Here is a 19558-nt window from a genome sequence, read left to right as displayed (position 1 = left end):
TATTTGTTATTTTTTTCAAAATAATAGTAGAAAAATACATTTTCAGAGTGTAAAATAAAAAAGCAAAAATTAGTTTTGGTGAACTAATTCAACATTTACATCCATTTTGAAAACAGGAGGGAACCAAGAACAATTATTATTTCTGTTTACTATCAATCTATTATTTACAAATCTAAATTTCCGAAGAGGTTGATGAAAGTTGACAATGGATGCTACAGATTTACCAACTAAAGAGCCAACCATTTTTACTCATATTGGTAATAAAATTATAACAGAGGACCGAGAGATCAAGATTATTGCTAGGTTGGAAGAGCCATTAATCGTGATCTTAGGTAATGTATTAAGTGATGAAGAATGTGATGAGTTAATTAGCTTGTCTAAGGATAAAATAAATCGTTCAAAAATTAGCAATGCACGCGTAGATAATATGAGAACGAGTAGTAGTACCTTTTTAGAAGAGAGTGAAAATATCATTGTCAGTAGAGTTGAAAAAAGAATCTCTCAGATTATGAATATACCAACTGAACATGGAGAAGGTCTTCAAATTCTTAACTATCAAATTGGGCAAGAATACAAAGCTCATTTTGACTTTTTCACATCTACTAATAAGGTGATAAACAACCCTAGAATCAGTACAATGGTCATATATTTAAGCGATGTGGAGCATGGTGGGGAAACGTATTTTCCAAAACTTAATTTTTCAGTATCTCCTCAGAAGGGGATGGCTGTGTACTTTGAATACTTTTATAATGACCAAGACTTAAATGAGCAAACCTTACATGGTGGGGCGCCGGTTATCGTTGGTGATAAGTGGGCTGCAACACAATGGATGAGAAGGAAAAGCGTTAAATAGTGATACAATAGTAAAAAGTAAACAATAAGCAGGGGGCGATACTTCAAGTAGGAGATCGCCCTTTCTTATTATATTTTATTAGAGGGAGTGATTGAAATGGCTTTACTAAACGTAAAATATCATTCTGAAATACTCGGTATGCCTGTCGAAATGGTTGTTCTATTGCCACAGTCATTTACTGAAAATCGTCAAACCTTTCCAACTCTTTATCTATTACATGAGATGGGGGAAGGTCACACCTCATTGTTACGAAAAACAAGCCTAGAAAGATATATTGATGATCTTTCACTCGCGGTTGTCATGCCAGCCGGACATACAAGTTACTACACGGATATGTATCATGGGAAGTCGTATTTTACCTTTATCACCGAGGAATTGCCTTTAATTTGCGAAAACATGTTTCCGCTTTCTCATTCTAAGAACGAGCGCTTTATTGCTGGGAATGGTATTGGGGGCCATGGAGCATTGAAAGCAGGATTATCGGCTTCACATACGTTTAGTCTGGCTGCTTCCTTTTCAAGTCCTATAGACATTATGGGGATTGTTAACCGCTTAGATAAACAGAAAGCCGTAGATATTTTCGGACGAGTTGATGAGATAAGTACTAGTACAGATAATTTATATGTTGCAGCAGAAACTTTACTAAACGCGAACAATCCACTTCCGGAATTCTATTTATCTTGTAATGCAGAAAATGCTTTACTTGAAGAAAACGAATCCTTCAATACATACCTGTCAAATCTCGGAGTAAAGACAACCTTTGAAAAAACAATTGATGAACAGACTGATTGGAAGCATTGGGATCATTCGTTAGAAACATTTATTTCATGGTTAACCTTAGCGAAACCAGGTCTTACGAAAAGGGAGAAATGAACATGGCGTTAATTGAAACTTATGTGTATTCAGAAGTGCTTGGAATGGAAGTTACCTTAAATGTCATTTTTCCTCAGCAAAGGCAACCGTATCAAGAAGAACAAAAACTTAAGGTATTATGGCTTCTTCACGGTGGTTCTGGTGATGCATCTGCCTGGCATCGAATGAGTAATATCGAAAAATATGCGATTAAATATGGTATTGCAGTCATTATGCCTGGGGGAATGAATTCTTGCTTTACAGACATGGAACATGGTGGGAAGTTTTTTACCTATATGACAGAGGAACTTCCGGGGCTTATCCGTCATTTGTTTCCACGCCTTTCCACAGACCGTGATGATCATTACATAGCAGGCTTTTCGAATGGTGGGTATGGCTGTTTGCGGATTGGTTTAGCACGACCCGATCTTTATGCTGCTATCGGTGCCTTTTCAGCTGGAAATAAGGCTGACGTTCCATTTAATAATGATGGTTCTAAGAAAGCACTAGGGCGTATTGAGATCTTCGGTGACGGTGATATTAAAAATACAGATCATGATCTCGAGTACCTAGCGATTGAAGCAGCAAAGTCAAGTCAAGCTCTTCCTAAAATCTATCATGCTTGCGGGAGTGAGGATCCTTGGTTAGATTTAAATGATAAGGTACGTGACTTTTTTCATAGACTGAGTAATTTCTATGACTACTGCTACCATGTCGCTGAAGGTCACGGTCATACATGGGAATTCTGGGATATGGAAATTCAACGTTTTTTAGAGTTTCTTTCACTAAAACAGGATGACACTAGATATATTGGAATTTAAAAATTCATGACGCACAAAACAAAGCCTGCACATCAATGCAGGCTTTGTACGTTATCATTTCTTTTGATAGGCAGCCGTAAATTCTTCCATGATTTTGTCTCCGCCTTGCTTTACCCATTCATTGACCGCAGCTTCAAACCCATCTTTATCAAGCTGTCCAATGATATATTGGTATGTCGCGTCATCAATGATTTTTTGCAACATCATACTTTTTTCATTAAAGGTAGGAGAGTGTAGCCCAACCGTTGGGTCAGGAATTAAGTATTGCTCATTGTCAATAAATAGTTCTTCAGCTTTAGCCATCGGCTCATAATCATATTTTGCTTTTAATCGACCATTCGTTTCCTGCTCAGCAATTTCTAGCGTTTGAATTGGTAAAACTTCTTTGTCAAATAAGTTTTGGTCTTTAATGATGACTTCATTATTTTCAACTGTGTAATGCTCACCTTCAATTCCCCAGAATACGAGATTGGCTCCTTCAGGTGTCATCAGATAATCATAGAAGCTAAGCGCTTTTTTCAATTCTTCCTCAGTCTTGATAGAGGATTTAGGGAAGAGAATCGCATTCCCATAACCCGGTAATGACCACACCGTAAATTTACCATCAGGGCCAGCTACTTGGTTGTGAACATCAAGTACTGCATCTGGATTATTGGCAACTGTGTCTAGATAAAGTGATTGTACGTCCCCCATTGAGCCAACGTATACGCCTGCATTACCATTCTTTAGTAAACCTTGCTGGTCAGTTTTACTTGTAACAGGGAAATCCTTATTTATGTAACCTTTTTCATGTAAGTCTCTAAAGAAATCAAGTGTTTGCATGTATTCTGGGAACATAAATTCTGGTTTGATTTCTCCGTTATCCAAACCAAAGTTGGTTGGTGTATGGAACCAAGAAGCGACCGTTTTGAACGCACCAAAAATTAATTCGTTCCGATCGGTTAAGCCAAATGTATCATCTTTTCCATTCCCATCAGGATCTTCTTCCGTGAATGCACGTAGCATTTCATAAAACTCATCGGTATTTTTTGGAGCGGATAAGCCAAGCTTCTCAGCCCAATCCTTTCTATAGATCATTCCTTGACGAGAGAGAGGTTTTCCTTCATAAATCATATAGATCTTTCCATCAACCTTCGTATTTTCAACAACCTCGTCCTTCATTTTAGCCAAGTTTTCAAATTCATCTAAATATGGACCGATTTCCCAAAATTGACCATCTTGAATGGCTTCATGGTATTGAGTAAGCATGTCTAAGTCTAAAACAATGGAGTCTGGGAATGATCCTGAGCCAAATAAAGCATTTACTTTTTCTACATAAGTTGTTGAGGGTACGAATTGGATATCCAGTTTCATGTCAGTTTTTTCTTCGAGGATTTCTAAAATCTTTTTGTTAGGGACTTCTGGTGAGTGGAGTTTAACCATAGCTGAAAGTGTAAATTCTTCGTCAGAACCTTTTGAAGCGCTTTCACCACTGCATGCAGTAAGTGAACCAATACCTAGTGTAGCAGCACAAAGAAGAGAAAAAACTTTTCCGGGCTTTTTCATTACATCAACCTCCTACGTTTGAGTGATATTTGATATATCATGTTTTTTATCATAATGGAAGAAGGTTGATTAGTAAATACCTTTTTGAGAATTTTTTAACTTTTTAAAATTATCGATAGATTGTACCTAGCTAAAATGCTTTAGTATCAAAGGTTGTACAAGCTTTTTAGTCTTTAAAATCCAGTTATCACTGTGTTGACAACGATTTCATAATCGATTTAAATTATAAGAAATATGATATATCTTATAGAGTAAGATTTACAAGATTTACATAAAATTGGAGGGAATTGTATTGAAGTATCAATTAGTAGAAAAACTTAAACAAGACTATATGAAGCAAGAGGGTAAATGGTTTTCACATCGTTGGCATTACATCGAATCATGTATTTTAAAGGCTTATCTTGATAGCTATGAGCTAACAGGCGATGAAAGTGAGTATCAATTTGTAAAGGACTTTATTGACAGACTTTATAATGATGACGGTGAAATTGAACAAATTGATACACAATACTACAATATTGATCAAATCCGGATGGCAAACGTTTTATTTACACTCTTTAATAAAGAAGGAGATTTAAAGTATAAGAACGTTCTAGATAAATTGTATACCCAACTTCAATCTTATCCTCGTACAAAAAGCGGGAACTTCTGGCACAAAACGAATTATGAAAATCAAATTTGGCTAGATGGGCTATATATGGGGCAACCATTCTATGTTAGATATATCAAGGAGTTCCAAGATGAGAAAGATTTCACGGATACCATCGAGCAATTCAAAAACGTCCGCAACTATTTATTTGATGATCAAACAAAATTATACGTTCATGCCTATGATGAGAGTCGTAGTATGTTTTGGTGCAATAAGGAAACGGGCCACTCACCACATGTTTGGAGCAGGGCAGTTGGTTGGTATGCAATGGCTTTAGTGGATGTACTTGAACTAATAGAAGGAGAAGATGTTGATTCAGACGAGCTAAAAAGCCTATTAAAAGAAACAATCGATGGAATGTTACCTTATCAGCAGCCAAATGGAATGTGGTATCAAGTAGTGGAGCATCCAGGTGAGGAAGGAAATTACTTAGAGACAAGCGGAACAACCATGATGTCCTATGCGATTTTAAAAGCTGTACGCCTTGGGTATGTATCGAAGGACTATGAAAAATACGGAGTATCTGCATTTGATGGAACAGTACAAACCTATATGCGCGAAGAAGATGGGGAAGTGTTCTTAGGTGGTATATGCAGAAGTGCCGGTTTAGGAAAACACCCGGAATTAGGCAGAATACGTGATGGCAGCTATGACTATTATGTTCGTGGGGAGAAGGTTGTAGACAACAACGGACACGGTGTCGCACCCTTATTAATGGCTTATAATGAGATTGTTCAAATAAAATAATCTGAAATTTTATACTACTCATTATTTACAAAAAATAAAACAGGTGCTAATATATGATATATCAGATATCACAAACTAATAATATCCAAATTGGAGGTGGAAAAAATGAACGGTGAATTATTCTCTTTGAAAACAGAGCAGGTGAAATCCTTACGAGATGTTGTTCTTGAATCCATTCGTGAAGCGATTATCTCAGGACAATTTAAGCCTGGTGATCATTTAAAAGAAAGAGAGCTTTCAGAAAAAATGGGAGTCAGTACTACTCCGATCAAAGAAGCGTTCCGTATGCTTAGCCAAGAAGGGCTTGTTGAAACCATACCTAGAAAAGGAACATATGTATCAAGTTTAGCCGACGTGAATATTCAGGAAGTGCAAATCTTAAGAGCTGGTGTTGAGGGAGTCTGTGCTAAGCTTGCTGCGATGAAACTCAATGAAATTCAAAAAGTAGAATTACAGCAACAAATGGAGAAAATGGAGCACCTCTTGCAACAAAATGAAGTAGAGCGATTGGTAGAGGAAAACACCAAATTCCACGGAATGATCAGATCCATTGCTGACAATCTGATGGTTACCCAAATTCTTGATAATATAGCAAGCTTTGATAAAGCTTTTCGTAAAAGAGCCCTGAAGGAAAAAGGGGAATTACGATCAGGTTATACCGAGCATCGTAAAATTGGTGATGCTATTATCTCAAAAAACCCAGAACTAGCTGAACATCTTATGAAAGAACATATTTTACGAACCTTGCATGATGTGTTAAATGGAACTACAGAAAAATTAATCAAGGATTAGAGGAGGATAAGATGAATTACGCTGACTGGAAAGAAAAATTTGAAACCATTTCTGGCATTACCATTACCCCTTTTAAAAAAGATTCAAGAGAAATCGATTGGGACGGAGTAAAAGAGAATGTTGAATTTCTCATTCAAAGAGGTGTGAAGGTCATTGTTCCTTGTGGCAACACAAGTGAATTCTATTCCCTTACTATTGAGGAAGCGAAGGAAGAGATTAAAAGAGTAGTAGAGTATGTAGATGGAAGAGCTGTTGTGCTGGCTGGGATTGGCTACTCTGTTGAAACGGCCATCGACATGGGAAATTACGCGAAAGCCGTTGGTGCTGATAGCGTCATGATTCATATGCCAATCCACCCTTATATTACAAACGAAGGCGCATATGAATACTTCAAATCCATCATTGAAGGTGTCAATTTACCATCTTGTATTTATTTTAAAGATCCCAATTTAAGTGATGATGTACTTGTCAAATTAGCCCCATTAGAAAAACTTGTTGCAGTCAAATATGCTGTAAACGACCTCCCTAGATTTACTAACACTGTTCAAACTGTTTCATCCGAACATCATATTGCCTGGATTTGCGGAACGGCTGAGAAATGGGCACCATTTTTCTACAATGCCGGGGCAGTTGGTTTTACTTCAGGACTTGTTAATCTTTATCCCGAAAAATCATTTGAAATGCTAAATGCACTTAAGTCAAAAAATGAAGAAATTGTTTGGAAGGTATGGAAAGAGGTCGTACCTTTTGAAAATTTACGTGCGAAATACAATAGTGGAAACAATGTTGTTGTCATTAAAGAAGCAATGGAGCAAATCGGATTAAATGCTGGGATTACTAGACAACCCGTTTCCGCTCTTAATGAAGCAGATCGAAAGGAACTAACTGAACTACTTGAATCATGGGGATTTGTACCCAATCTCGTAAAATAGAAAGGGGAAAATTATGAGTCAAATTTATAAAAATTTTATTGATGGCCAGTGGTGTCAATCCAGTAATGGTGAATTTTTGGAGAGTCGTAATCCTGCCAATTTTTCAGAAGCTGTAGGAAAATTTCCAAGTTCAACTACGGAAGATATCGACAACGCAGTGGGTGCTGCAAAAGGGGCTTTATCTAGCTGGAAGAATCTTTCTGCGTTAGAGAGAGGCCACTTTCTACATAAGACAGCTGATATTTTAGAAAAGAAAGTTGATGAAATTGCGAGAACGGCAACACTTGAAATGGGAAAAACCTTAGCAGAAACAAAGGGTGAAGTGACAAGAGCTGTTCAAATTTTAAGATACTATGCACAAGAAGGTTATCGAAAAGTGGGAGATAACATCCCATCGGGCGGAAGTAGGAACCTATTATTTACAACACGTGTACCAGTTGGGGTTGTAGGGATCATTTCACCTTGGAATTTCCCAATAGCCATTCCGATTTGGAAAATCGCCCCGGCATTGGTGTATGGAAACACGGTCGTCTTAAAGCCGGCTTCTGAAACAACGATTACAGCGATTAAGATTATTGAGGCTTTTGCAGAAGCAGAGTTTCCAAATGGTGTTATTAATATTGTAACGGGAAGAGGTTCAGTTGTTGGTGACCATTTGATCAATCACCCTCATGTGAATGCCATCAGTTTTACAGGCTCTAATGAAGTCGGAAAACTCGTCGCCTTGAGCTGTGTTGAACGAGGGGCAAAGTACCAGCTTGAAATGGGCGGGAAGAACCCAGCAATCATCCTTGATGATGCAGACCTAGAACTAGCGGCTAAATTGACAGTTAGTGGAGCCATGAAACATACCGGACAAAAATGTACAGCGACAAGCCGAGCTTTTGTTCATGAAGCGGTGTATGAGGATTTTAAAACTAGAGTCCTAGAAAAGGTAGCTGCTATTAAAATAGGTTCGGGTTTAGAGGAATCTACCTATATGGGTCCATTAGCATCTAAATCTCAACTGGATACCGTCCTTCATTATTTAGAAGTAGGAAAAAAATCAGGGGCTACGCTACTTACGGGGGGAAAAGTGCCAGAGGGTAATGACTATCAAAACGGGTATTATGTGGAGCCTACAGTGTTTGAGAATGTGGACCACAAAAGTGCAATAGCACAAGAGGAAATTTTCGGCCCTGTCCTATGTTTATTTAAGGTTGATAGCTTGCAAGAAGCGCTTGAAAAAGCAAATGATAGTAAGTTCGGCTTATCAGCATCCTTATTTACGAAAGATATTGGTAACGCCTTCACGTATATTAATGAAATTGATGCAGGCTTAATCAAAGTAAATGGCGAAAGTGCGGGTGTTGAATTACAGGCACCGTTTGGTGGCATGAAGCAATCTAGTTCCCATTCAAGAGAACAAGGTGAGGCGGCAAAGGAATTTTTCACTTCAATTAAAACAGTAACCATTACACCAGTATAAGAATCGTACATATCAAGGTCTATAAAATTAGTAGAGTAGGGATGATGGTAAAATGAAAATAACAGATATTACATTAACAGTTGTTGGTATTCCACGTCATACCGGTTTTGTGAATAAACATATTATTGTTAAGATTTATTCTGATGAAGGAATCGTAGGGATTGGTGAGATGTCCGACTTTTCGCATCTCCCACGCTACGCACCGGATGTTGAGGATTTAACAAATGTCTTAAAGTCTTTTCTAATCGGTGAAAATCCATTTGATATTATGAAGCTCAACCAAGAGCTTTCTGGTAATTTCCCAGAAGCAATGTACTACTATGAAAAGGGGAGTTTCATCCGTAATGGAGTCGATGTTGCCCTCTATGACCTATGTGCGAAGTATCTAGGTATTTCGGTTGCTGATATGCTTGGTGGTAGAATCAGAGAAAAAATTAAAGTATGCTACCCGATTTTCCGGATGAGATTTATGGAAGAAGTGGAAGAGAACGTCGAGGTCATACGTCAACGTTTACACCAAGGATTTGATACCTTCCGCTTATATGTTGGTAAAAATATTGACGCCGATGAAGCCTTTTTAGCAGCTGTTAAAAGCGAATTTGGTAACGAAGTAAAAATCAAGTCACTTGATTTTAGTCACTTGCTTGATTGGAAATCAACATTGCAAGCAGTCAAACGATTAACCAAATATGATTTAGGTCTTGAGATGATTGAAAGCCCTGCTTTTGCCAATGACTACGAGGGCTTGCATCATATTCGGATGAGAACCGATTACCCAATCAGCGAACATGTTTGGTCCACGAAACATCAGTACGAAATGATCAAGCACGATTCAGTAGATATCTTTAATATATCGCCAATCTTTATTGGTGGGTTAACGGCAGCAAAAAGGGCAGCGGCAGTTGCCGAAGTAGCTCGAAAAAGCGTCATCCTAGGAACCACACAAGAACTATCAATCGGTACTGCATCCATGGCTCATTTAGGAGCAAATCTAGTCAATCTGAATTATACGTCTGACCCAACAGGACCGGAACTCTATATCGGAGACGTCGTAAAAAATCGCATCCAATATCAAAACGGCTATCTCCATGTCCCAGACCGTAATGTACCAGGCCTAGGAATTGAACTAGACGAAAACCTAATCGAAACCTACCGCGTCAAAGACCTAAGCTGGGGCAACGTCTCCGTCCACCAACTCCAAGACCGCACCGCCCAAACCAAATAGGCAGTAGGTCAGAAATCAGGTGGGTCAGAGGGACAGGTCCCTTGTCCCAGACATCCATATTGGTAGTAAGAGGTTGCATTTATGCAGCCTCTTTTTTATGAAGTTTTGGCGTTACCTCTAATTAGGGTCCAATTTGATTTAAAGTCCTATTTACGACAGAGTATCGGAAGAAAGACCTATATGTATGAGTTAAATAGTTAAGTAGAATCAAAATAAGGAAGTTTTTACTAGCTTTCAAAAGATTTGTAATCGCTTCCTTTAGTATAGAAAGGAGGTTCAATAACGTTTTACTTTTACATAATTAAAGGGAGGTTTGTTGTTTGAGAGTTAGAAACTTGAAGAAATCAATCATACTCGCATTTTGTTTTACTCTATTATTTGGTGTAATCGCTCCATTTACTACTTCTAGTACGCTACCCGTTTCTGCTGAAACGATACAAGTCGAGGTGCCAAATGGTAGTTTTGAAGATGTTGATAATCCACGGTGGAGTCTTGTAACCAATAATCCATCGACAAGTATTAGTTTTAGTGATGAAAAAGCTCATACTGGAAACAGAAGCTTGCACTTTAAAGATGAAAATAGCAATAATCCAGGTGGGAATTTACAGGTAACAAGCGAAAAAATACCTGTTAGCACAGGTGTCTCCTATGTAGCGAAAGCATATGTGAATGTAGTTAGACAATCCCATAGTATCGGGTATGAGATTCATTTTTATAACGGTGAAGGACAAAAAGTTGGCACTGCTACTTTTAAAAATTTTAGTGCTGCTGAGTTAGGTACAGATAAGTGGACTGAAATTCAAGTTCCTTTTGAGGTGCCAGAGGGAGCAACACAAGTCGAACTTCGTTTCAACTCGGGGCATCCATCAATCACAGAGGCATATTTTGATGATGTTACGATCGAAGGTACTTCTACTGAAGAACCTCCAGTTGACGATATCAAGACGGAAGTATTGAATCCTAGCTTTGAAGACGCGGTCGTAGAGGGAAGCATTCCTGGATGGACATCCGAATTTGGGGGTCCAGGAATCAATGTAAGTACAGATCGAGCTCGTACTGGGGCTCAAAGCCTGCACTTACATGATACTACTGACCAAGCAGGTGTAAGTGTCTTAAGCGATAAAATTGCAGTTGAGGCTGGTGCTTCTTATTTATTAACGGTTTATTCAAATGTTGTAAGTCAGACACATAACGTGGTAACGGAAATTCGTTATTTTGATGCGGACAATAATAGAATTACAGAACATCGAGAACTAAATGGGAACCTAGCGAAAAATGAATGGACGGACTTAAAAGTATTTAGTGTAGTTCCAGATAATGCAGCGTATGCAAGATTAGCTTTCTATTCGGGAGGAATTAGCTTTACAGAAGTCTATTTTGACGATGTTACCTTTGAAAAAGTGACGGATGATGGCAAATTTGATCGTGAATATACGGCTCCTATTAATCTAGGAGAGATGGTTCATGTCCAATTAGGACAAGCAGGAGCGATTCAGGAAAATAGCCTAGGTGAAAATGAAGTATATTATCATTCCAATGGTGCTCCAGGTACATTTTCAGTTTTAGATGCTGAGACAGGGGAGCTTAAGTTTTCCAAAGTGATTCAGAATACCGAGGCAGTTTGGGCAATTACCATTGGTTCTGATAAAAATGTATACTTCGCAAGCACTTCTGACGGAAAGTTATACCGATATGTCCCAGAATTAAAGGAAGTTCAAGACCTTGGGGCCAATCCTTCTGCCGCATGGGTATGGGATTTAGAAGCAACAGATGATGGTAAAATTTATGGTGCCACTTATCCTGGTTCTGGTGTTTTCGAGTATGACATAGACACTGGTAAATTCAAAGATTTTGGTAGTGTTTCAGACCAAGATTATGCCCGAGGACTTGCTGTAGATGGGGATTATATTTACGTTGGTACTGGAACAATAAAACATTTGTATAAGATTAATAGACATACAGGTGAAAAAGAGGAGATTATTCTAGAAGGGCACTCGGGTGAGAATGGATTCATCCAAGATGTTTGGGTTGTAAATGGGAAGCTACTTATAGCCGTTTCAACAGTTAACATGATTGTCGTTAATCCAGAGACTATGGAAGTTGAAGGTTCGTTCTCATTTAGCAATATGATTTCCGAACCAGATCCAACGCAACCGAACATGATTTATTATAAAAATGGAACACAATTATTCAGATATGACCTTAATACAAACGTAGAAACGCTAATTGAAGGTCTTCCAATTCTTCCGGATACTCCTCGAGTAAAGGACATGGCTTGGATTACATTAAATAACGGTGATACGGTATTAGCAATGGTCACACAATACGGAGAATACATGTTATATAATCCCGAAACAAATGAACTGAATTTCGTCATTTTAGATCTAGCTGCAACAGCAGTAGCGATTCAGTCACTTGAAACTGGCCCAGATGGAAAACTATATATGGGCGGCTATCAGCGTGGTATGAGTGTATATAATCCGTTTACAAATGAAATCGAAGTCAATATTTCTTCCTTTGCTCAACCAGAGGGGATTGGATTCTTGAATGATAAAGTGTTTTTCGGCACATATGTCGGTGCAATTATGTACAGTTACGATCCAACTCAACCTGTAGACTTAAATAGCAATCCACAACTTGAATATGATATTCAAGATGAACAAGATCGTCCATTTGCGATTACATCAGGGGATAACAAACTATTTGTTGGAACCATTCCTGATTATGGCGTGTTAGGTGGAGCTCTAGCCATCTATGATGAGAAAACTGGTGAATGGTTCCAACAACGAAATGTTGTTCAGGACCAAAGTATAATTAGCTTAGCTTATCATGATGGAAAATTATTTGGTGGTACTTCTGTATGGGGTGGTTTAGGAATCGATCCGAAAGCAACAGAAGCTAAAATTTTCGTATGGGATGTTGAGAAAGGTGAGAAGATTGCAGAATTCACACCGAAGATTCCTGGAATTGATGTTACTCCTCGTATGATTGGTGATTTATCAATCGGGCCAGATGGTTACTTATGGGGTGCTGTTGAAGGAACTATTTTTAAAATGGATCCAGAAACCTATGAAGTTGTTGACAGCAGAGTGATTCGACCAAGTTTATATAATAGTAGCAAATGGTTCCCTTACCAACTTGTGTGGGGTCCAGATGGCATGCTTTATACAACTTTATCTCGTAAACTAATTGCGATTGACCCTGAAACATTAAATTATAAAGTTCTTGCCGAAGATTTCGTAAACAGCATGACTCTAGGAAATGATGGAAGCATCTATTATGCAGTAGGTAGTGAGCTTCATAAAATTGCAGTACCTGAAACAGATGCAACGTTAAAATCCATTACAATAGATGGGGAAACACTTGAAGGTTTTCAACCAGGTGCTACAAACTATACGTTGTATGCTAAGCAAACTGAAAATATAGTGGCCGAGGCTACTCAAGCAGGCAGCACTGTAGACATCGTCCATTCTACAGATAAGACTGAAATAAGAGTAACTGCAACAGATGGGAAATCATCCTTAACGTATACAATCGTATGGACAGATGAACCAGAAGAACCGGGTAAACCAGGAAAACCTGACAAACCAGGTAAGCCTGATAAGCCTGATAAACCTGAAAAACCAGGCAAGCCAGATAAACCTGGTAAACCTAACAAACCAGGAAAATCAAACAATCCTGGTAATTAAGGATCGTTCTAAGTTATGAATATAGTGTTCTAACAAAAAAGCTTGAGGGAATGTTCCAACCCTCTCAAGCTTTTTGTTTTTAGTTTTTCTATATATTGCTAGAAAATACAGTAAAGGTAGAAGTGATACTAAAAGAACTAAAAATGTAATAATTATCCATTTGTGTATTGTTTTTAGGTGAGAAGACGAAAAAAGCATACGCAAAAAAGAAATGCGTATGCTTTTTTATAGACTTAGAGTATTGAACCATTCGCAAGTACCAAAAAAAGGTAGAAGTGATACTAAAAAGGCTAAAAAATTCAAAAATTATCCATTTGTGTATTGTTTTTATGTAATAAAACAATAAAAGCATACGTAAAAAAGAAATGCGTATGCTTTTATATAAAATAAGAGTATAGAACCATGCGCAGAATCCAAGAAAAGGAAGAAATGATTTCAATAAAGCTAATACAGATGTTCTTTCGTTTTTGTGGAGAAACATTGTAGTTAGCATAAGAACTAGCATCCTTTTAATCGAGTAGAAAGCATCACTGTATTCGTTACTATAACAACGTATTTTTATAAATGGACACAAAATAGTAAAGTAATGCACCCTTAATCGCAAACTTGACAATATCGATTGTCGTCGTGCGATTAAGGGTGCAATTTAGTTGGCAGAGGACCTTTTTATTTCATTGATTATTTTCTAAATGCTTCTTCAATAGCCGTAACATTATTGAGTAATGTGATTTTGAGCGCGCGATCGATACTGCTATTGTTAAGGTGCTTACGGAAATCTTCAAGATGCTTTACTGCTTGTTCTTTCTTACCTTTATCGTAGTGCTGTTTTGCTTGTGCTAATCGATTAGTTAATTGTTGAGCCACTGAATGTGGAATGCTTTCTGCTTTTTCAAGCTCATTGATTTGCTCTGTTAACGTTTCGGTTGTAACTTCGACTGTAACGACGACTGTATTCGTGTTGACTTGTTCGCCGTTGTATGAAACAGTCGCGTATATCTCTGTAGTTCCGGCGTTTTTCCCACGAATTTTTCCATCTTCAAGGCTAACTGCATCTGTATTTGAATTAATCCAATCTATCTGAGCTCCTGCTAAATCGATTTTATTTCCGTTAGCAAGTGTAACAGTTAAATCAATTTCTTGTTCGGAACCTTGTAACAGTGTCTCACTATCGACTGTTAATGATCCACTTTCAAGGGGAACAGGAAGCTGATATAAGTTATGATCTGCTGAATAGTAAATATTTCCTTCCTTATCTACATCCATTAAATTGACATTACCTGTAACCAATTGCTTGCTCTTCATTGTCTCTGGATCAATAACCGTTAATGTACGACCAGCTGTTGTGTATAAATATCCTAGGTTATCCCAACGAATGAAGAAAGCTCGCCATTGACTTCCACGATTAACTCCTTTGTATAGTTGAGTACTTTTTACGATTTCTCGATTATCAGGATTCATGGCAAAAATCACAGTGTTAAAGGAACCAGCCTCATCCAATCCCCATGCTACACCCCAGATGTTACCATCGGGACCAGCTGACAATTCACCAATCATTTCTGGCTTTTTTAAACCATTTACATGAAGGTCGAATGCTTCATGATTACCCGTTGTCACATCATATTCAAACATTTTCGCTTTTGGTTCAGTTGGGTCAATACCTAGACCACCAGAAATCGTAGAACCTCCAAAAACTTTTCCATCATGATAGGCTAACCCAATGATACTTTGATTTTTAATGATATTTCGGATTGTATTCCATTTATTCGTTTTAGCATCATAGATGGTAAGGGCACCACCTAATCTACCATAATCAGAAATGGTTCCAACAAAGAGTTTGTTATCTCCTGATGTAAAAGTGAAAGGTCTGCTTTGATCATCGTCGATGTCTTGTACCAACTCAGGATTTTCACCGGCTTTACCACTCGAGAAGGTAAATGGTTGGTTTGGATCATATTTATATATTTTAGCGCCACCATATGTTCCTAAATAGACGTCGCCGTTTAAAAATCCTATTCCTTCAATTTGGTGAGGATCACGTTCTTGTAGGATGTATTGATCAATTGATGTATCAAAGACACCAAAAGAACCTTGATAACCACCCATATAGATTTTTTGATCTTCACCAATTTCTAGACTTTGCATTAAAAGACCTTGCATGTCGACTTCAGGGTAACTGACTTTTACAGTATTTGTAGAAGGGTCATAGATGGAATATTCGATTTGATGATGTAAAATAGCTAATACATCTTTACCACTGTTATCCTTGATCCAACGCATCGCTTTGGCAGGAGTAGCAGGAAGTTGTACCGTCGGTTCTACTTTTGCTGTTTCATGTGTTGTCATATCATAGGTCCATAACTGCTGTGTATTTTTATTAATGTAATAAAGAATATTTTCATCATATGGGGAAGGGGATGAGATAAGTCCGTCAAAGGTATGCTCATCTTGCCAATCCATTGTATTCTTTTCTTCACCCGTTGCCTTGTCAATCGTCACCAATGAAGTTCCATAGGCAACAAAAATGTTATTTCCATATTCCCAAATATTTGATATAGATGTCGATACACCGGTGATTGGTAATTGTATTTCCGTTCTTTCACCGGATGCAAGGTCCATTTTCATTAAATAAGCTGTTGTACCCGTTCCGACATATAAACTTTCTTCCGTAATGCCAAGACCGCGTGCATATTGCTGACCCTCGTAAAAGGTTCCCAAATCTTTAAATTGAGCAGATTCAATATCGTATTCAAACACTTTTGCATTTGGATAGGTTGCTCCGTAGATTTTTCCATCCTGTGAAGCCTCTAGTTGCCAAACCCAATTATCTGATGGATTTTTCCCAAGCTGTTCTAAACGTTTTTCCTTCACGACATATCTGTATAAAATGCCATTATAGGTACCTGCAAAATAGACATTTCCATCCTGGCCTACAACCATTGCCCACACAACATCACTTCCAGGCAAGGCTTCAGAAAATATTTTTTCACCTGTTTCAGCATCAGCGGCATAAAATGTTGCTGGTGAACCATTTGTTGCATAGTAGAGTTCACCATCTCCAATTGCTACCCCTTGAGATTTGGCAGCCAAGGCAGCTGGCCCATGATTAATAGGCTTACCGTATTCAATTGGGAAGTCTAGAATATCTGATTCTTTCTCAAATAATTTAACATCATCATAGTATCCTTTCATATTAGATGTGGATGATTGATAGATAAATATTTTTACTTCTTTAGCACCTGCAGGAGCAGTTGCCTCAATCTCCACAGTTTGCCACTTATTAAGTTCTTGTATATCGAAATACTTTGCAGAGTTTTCGATAATTGTGCCATTTTCATCTATCCAGCGAAGCCAAATTCCTGGTTTCCCAGTTAATTCTTCGACATATACCTGAGCATTTAATTTATATTGATTACCTGCTTTTATATCAATACCTTGACTGAACAAGCCAACAACCCCGTTATTATTGACAGCAAGACTTTGACTTCCGGTTTTTACAACTTCATCTGAAATACTCATTCCAGTCTTAAAGCCACCGGTCCAATACACCCAAGATGGCAGTTCAGTATCGGATGATGTTTTTGCCTCAAAATCACCATTCTCGACGTTTAATTCTTTCCATTGATCATCTGCAGCCGATACATTCGGTTGCTGAAAATAGGGAAGAGTAGAGAAAACGAGTATTGTAGCAAGTAGTATAATAGAAAATAGTTTCAATTTTTCTTTCAAAGCATGTTCCTCCTGAATTCGTAATTATTACTGACAGGCAAAACGAAATTGCCTGTCAGTTTTTCAAATCAATCGTAATAGGAAAGATAGCAGTATAAATGCTATGCCTACTAATCTATCTTTCGTATTGATATAGCTTAGTTCCTCGAGCAAAATAAATATTTCCATCTGGATCCATTGCAAAAAGTTTTGTATCTTCTGCTAAGACTTCATGATCCAATGTATTAGGATTGATTCTAAAGATATCTCCGCGAGCTTGACCATATAAATAGCCATCGTCAGCAAATTGTAGAAAACCTTCTCGCCATAAATGGCCAATAGAATTCCAATCCACTTGATACAATTCCTTCGTTTCAACGACCTGATTACTTGTCGTGTCGTATTTAAATAAGATGCCTGATGTAAGCCCCCATAGGTTTCCGCCATTATCAAAGGTTAGAGCGGAAATGGCTTTCTCACCAGGAACGGGAATGGTTTCAAATTGTTTTTCACCTGTTTGCACATTATAGACAAACAATTTCGCTTCTTCCTCAGTTGGAGCAATCCCTAGACCACCCCAAACAGAAGTGCCGCCATAGAGAAGTCCATCCTGATAAGCCAATGAAATGACACTTTGATTTTCTACGATATTCCGGTGAAGAGTATAATCATTTGTTGCTGGATTAAATATCGTTAGAGCACCCCCAAGTAGTCCATAATCCGGAACCGTTCCGATGGCTAATAAATCACCAGCAGATGCTAAAGCAAAGGGCCGATCCTGACCTTCCGATTTTAAACCGAAATGTTCAACTGGATTTATACCCATTTCATAGTTTTCAGCAGGATCATAGGAATATAACAACCCACCAGGATAAATTCCCATATATAAACGATTTTGATGGGCAATCATTCCTTCGATTTGACCAAGTCCTTTATTTTCAGTAACTTGACCGGTTTTATAATCATATTGGGCAATCCCACCAGATAAATAGCCACCAATAAAAATATTGCCGTTTGGTCCTTGCGTTAGGGATTGGATACTAACAGGTTGACCACTCAATTGTCCTTGTATTATACGATGATTCCCGGTGATTGGATTATAGTGACGAATCTTTCCATCCCAAGCAATTGACACTAATGTCTTTCCAGGGAATTCACTGGTTTCAAATTTCGCCCAACCGAAATCTCTTGCAGAAAATAGATTGTCGAATCCGGTAGGTGTTAGTTTCAAAGAGTTTAAATCATAAGAGTATAGTTGTTCGTTTTTGATAAAATAAACCAAATTCCCTGGACCCGGTTCAGAAACATCAAGTCCATTGGCACCTTCAATTTCATCAACGATTTTCATTGTTTTTAAATCTAAAACGAGTATTGTATTACTAGAACCAGTTGCCCTAGCAAACATTTTATTACCAATTACATCAATATCATATACATAGGTTCTTTCCGCATACTTTTCAGGTAGTGGAATTTCTACTTTTTCACCTGTATGTATATCTACTTCGATAAGATTTGCTCCTTGAGTTCCAAGTCCTACATAAAGTTTGTCTTTATAAATATCAAGACCTCTGGCATATTGCTGTCCTTCCTTTACATGTCCATAATCACGAAATTTCTTAGTTTCAGGATCATATTGAAATACTTTTCCGCTCGGAAAGGTACCTCCATAAATGCGACCATCCTTATCTGACTTAATACGCCAAATAAATGATTCACCTGGGATTGGATTACCTAGGTTTTCTACATGGTCTGCACCTGGAACATATTTAAACAAAGAAGCACTAGAGTTCGTTCCAATATAGACATTTCCCATAGGGTCAACTGTGACACCCCATGCACCACTAGTTCCATCAAGTGGAAAACATGCAACACGCTCTCCAGTTTTTGCATCTAGAACATTAAATACAGCAGGGGAGCCGTTAGCGACCGCGTATACCCAATCTTCACCATTTGGACCTTTTCCATAATCAGATGCGGGAACAGAAACTGAATTAAGAACAGTTCCAATCTCACGAATATTTCCCTCTTCAGCGAATGTTTGATTATCACCAATTACACTGGAAAATAACGAGAAGACTAAAACTGTGATCAAAGAATACATGATTGATTTTGTTTTCAGCGCTTTTCATCCTTTCATGTTTTGATAGGAGAGGGAGGCACGTATTTGAAATAAATCCACTGTTGTTCCGCTCACCCATAATTAAACCGCACAAAATAAATTCCGAAATACACCTCCATTCTTTCACTCCATCACTCCCTTTGTGCAAAGAGTGTGATACA

The 19558-nt window shown here is 38.0% G+C and carries 12 protein-coding genes; 9 read left to right on the top strand and 3 right to left on the bottom strand.

What is annotated here, in order from left to right:
* Positions 1 to 205: 205 nt before the first annotated feature.
* From ACFSFW_RS22755 to ACFSFW_RS22745, 3 genes are all read left to right on the top strand, one after another.
* On the top strand, positions 206 to 853 hold the full coding sequence (locus tag ACFSFW_RS22755) for a 2OG-Fe(II) oxygenase (protein WP_388042199.1): 648 nt from the start codon (positions 206 to 208) through the stop codon (positions 851 to 853).
* 96 nt (positions 854 to 949) lie between these two features.
* Complete coding sequence (locus ACFSFW_RS22750) at positions 950 to 1726, top strand: alpha/beta hydrolase (RefSeq protein WP_388041703.1); 777 nt, start codon at positions 950 to 952, stop codon at positions 1724 to 1726.
* 2 nt (positions 1727 to 1728) lie between these two features.
* Entirely contained in the window at positions 1729 to 2526 is a 798-nt protein-coding gene (locus tag ACFSFW_RS22745) for an alpha/beta hydrolase (RefSeq protein ID WP_388041701.1), read from the top strand.
* A 54-nt stretch (positions 2527 to 2580) separates the two neighbouring features.
* On the opposite strand, the gene ACFSFW_RS22740 is transcribed toward ACFSFW_RS22745, so the two are convergent.
* Complete coding sequence (locus tag ACFSFW_RS22740) at positions 2581 to 4071, bottom strand: extracellular solute-binding protein (RefSeq protein ID WP_388041698.1); 1491 nt, start codon at positions 4069 to 4071, stop codon at positions 2581 to 2583.
* Between the two features lie 292 nt (positions 4072 to 4363).
* Here ACFSFW_RS22740 and ACFSFW_RS22735 point away from each other — a divergent pair, with 292 nt between their 5' ends.
* The 6 genes from ACFSFW_RS22735 (at position 4364) to ACFSFW_RS22710 (ending at position 13573) form a co-directional block, all read left to right on the top strand.
* Complete coding sequence (locus tag ACFSFW_RS22735; RefSeq protein ID WP_388041695.1) at positions 4364 to 5467, top strand: glycoside hydrolase family 88/105 protein; 1104 nt, start codon at positions 4364 to 4366, stop codon at positions 5465 to 5467.
* Positions 5468 to 5572: 105 nt separating this feature from the next.
* Positions 5573 to 6259: a GntR family transcriptional regulator gene (locus ACFSFW_RS22730; RefSeq protein ID WP_388041692.1), complete on the top strand. Its 687-nt coding sequence runs from the start codon at positions 5573 to 5575 to the stop codon at positions 6257 to 6259.
* Positions 6260 to 6270: 11 nt separating this feature from the next.
* Positions 6271 to 7191: a dihydrodipicolinate synthase family protein gene (locus ACFSFW_RS22725; protein ID WP_388041689.1), complete on the top strand. Its 921-nt coding sequence runs from the start codon at positions 6271 to 6273 to the stop codon at positions 7189 to 7191.
* 13 nt (positions 7192 to 7204) lie between these two features.
* Positions 7205 to 8659, top strand: coding sequence for an alpha-ketoglutaric semialdehyde dehydrogenase GucD (gene gucD, locus ACFSFW_RS22720; protein WP_388041686.1), 1455 nt, complete (start codon positions 7205 to 7207; stop codon positions 8657 to 8659).
* 52 nt (positions 8660 to 8711) lie between these two features.
* A complete protein-coding gene (locus tag ACFSFW_RS22715; RefSeq protein WP_388041683.1) occupies positions 8712 to 9884 on the top strand; it encodes a mandelate racemase/muconate lactonizing enzyme family protein in 1173 nt (390 codons plus the stop codon).
* Between the two features lie 320 nt (positions 9885 to 10204).
* Complete coding sequence (locus tag ACFSFW_RS22710) at positions 10205 to 13573, top strand: carbohydrate binding domain-containing protein (RefSeq protein ID WP_388041679.1); 3369 nt, start codon at positions 10205 to 10207, stop codon at positions 13571 to 13573.
* A gap of 678 nt (positions 13574 to 14251) precedes the next feature.
* Here the strand turns inward: ACFSFW_RS22710 and ACFSFW_RS22705 are convergent.
* The gene (locus ACFSFW_RS22705; RefSeq protein ID WP_388041676.1) at positions 14252 to 17299 is read right to left on the bottom strand and encodes an FIMAH domain-containing protein; all 3048 of its coding nucleotides are present in this window, start codon (positions 17297 to 17299) and stop codon (positions 14252 to 14254) included.
* A 115-nt stretch (positions 17300 to 17414) separates the two neighbouring features.
* Positions 17415 to 19370 (bottom strand): WD40 repeat domain-containing protein, encoded by a 1956-nt coding sequence (locus ACFSFW_RS22700; RefSeq protein WP_388041673.1) that lies wholly within the window; start codon positions 19368 to 19370, stop codon positions 17415 to 17417.
* Positions 19371 to 19558 lie beyond the last annotated feature (188 nt).

It is taken from the genome of Ferdinandcohnia salidurans, assembly GCF_042680725.1.
Classification (GTDB): Bacteria; Bacillota; Bacilli; order Bacillales; family Bacillaceae_L; genus Ferdinandcohnia; species Ferdinandcohnia salidurans.
This window is presented reverse-complemented; position numbering and strand designations above follow the sequence as displayed.

What these genes read in the sequence shown, in the direction of transcription:
- ACFSFW_RS22745 (WP_388041701.1), top strand. Translation starts at nt 1,729, where the DNA reads ATGGCGTTAATTGAAACTTATGTGTATTCAGAAGTGCTTGGAATGGAA.
- ACFSFW_RS22715 (WP_388041683.1), top strand. Translation starts at nt 8,712, where the DNA reads ATGAAAATAACAGATATTACATTAACAGTTGTTGGTATTCCACGTCAT.
- ACFSFW_RS22750 (WP_388041703.1), top strand. Translation starts at nt 950, where the DNA reads ATGGCTTTACTAAACGTAAAATATCATTCTGAAATACTCGGTATGCCT.
- ACFSFW_RS22740 (WP_388041698.1), bottom strand. Translation starts at nt 4,071, where the DNA reads ATGAAAAAGCCCGGAAAAGTTTTTTCTCTTCTTTGTGCTGCTACACTA.
- ACFSFW_RS22725 (WP_388041689.1), top strand. Translation starts at nt 6,271, where the DNA reads ATGAATTACGCTGACTGGAAAGAAAAATTTGAAACCATTTCTGGCATT.
- gucD (WP_388041686.1), top strand. Translation starts at nt 7,205, where the DNA reads ATGAGTCAAATTTATAAAAATTTTATTGATGGCCAGTGGTGTCAATCC.
- ACFSFW_RS22755 (WP_388042199.1), top strand. Translation starts at nt 206, where the DNA reads ATGGATGCTACAGATTTACCAACTAAAGAGCCAACCATTTTTACTCAT.
- ACFSFW_RS22730 (WP_388041692.1), top strand. Translation starts at nt 5,573, where the DNA reads ATGAACGGTGAATTATTCTCTTTGAAAACAGAGCAGGTGAAATCCTTA.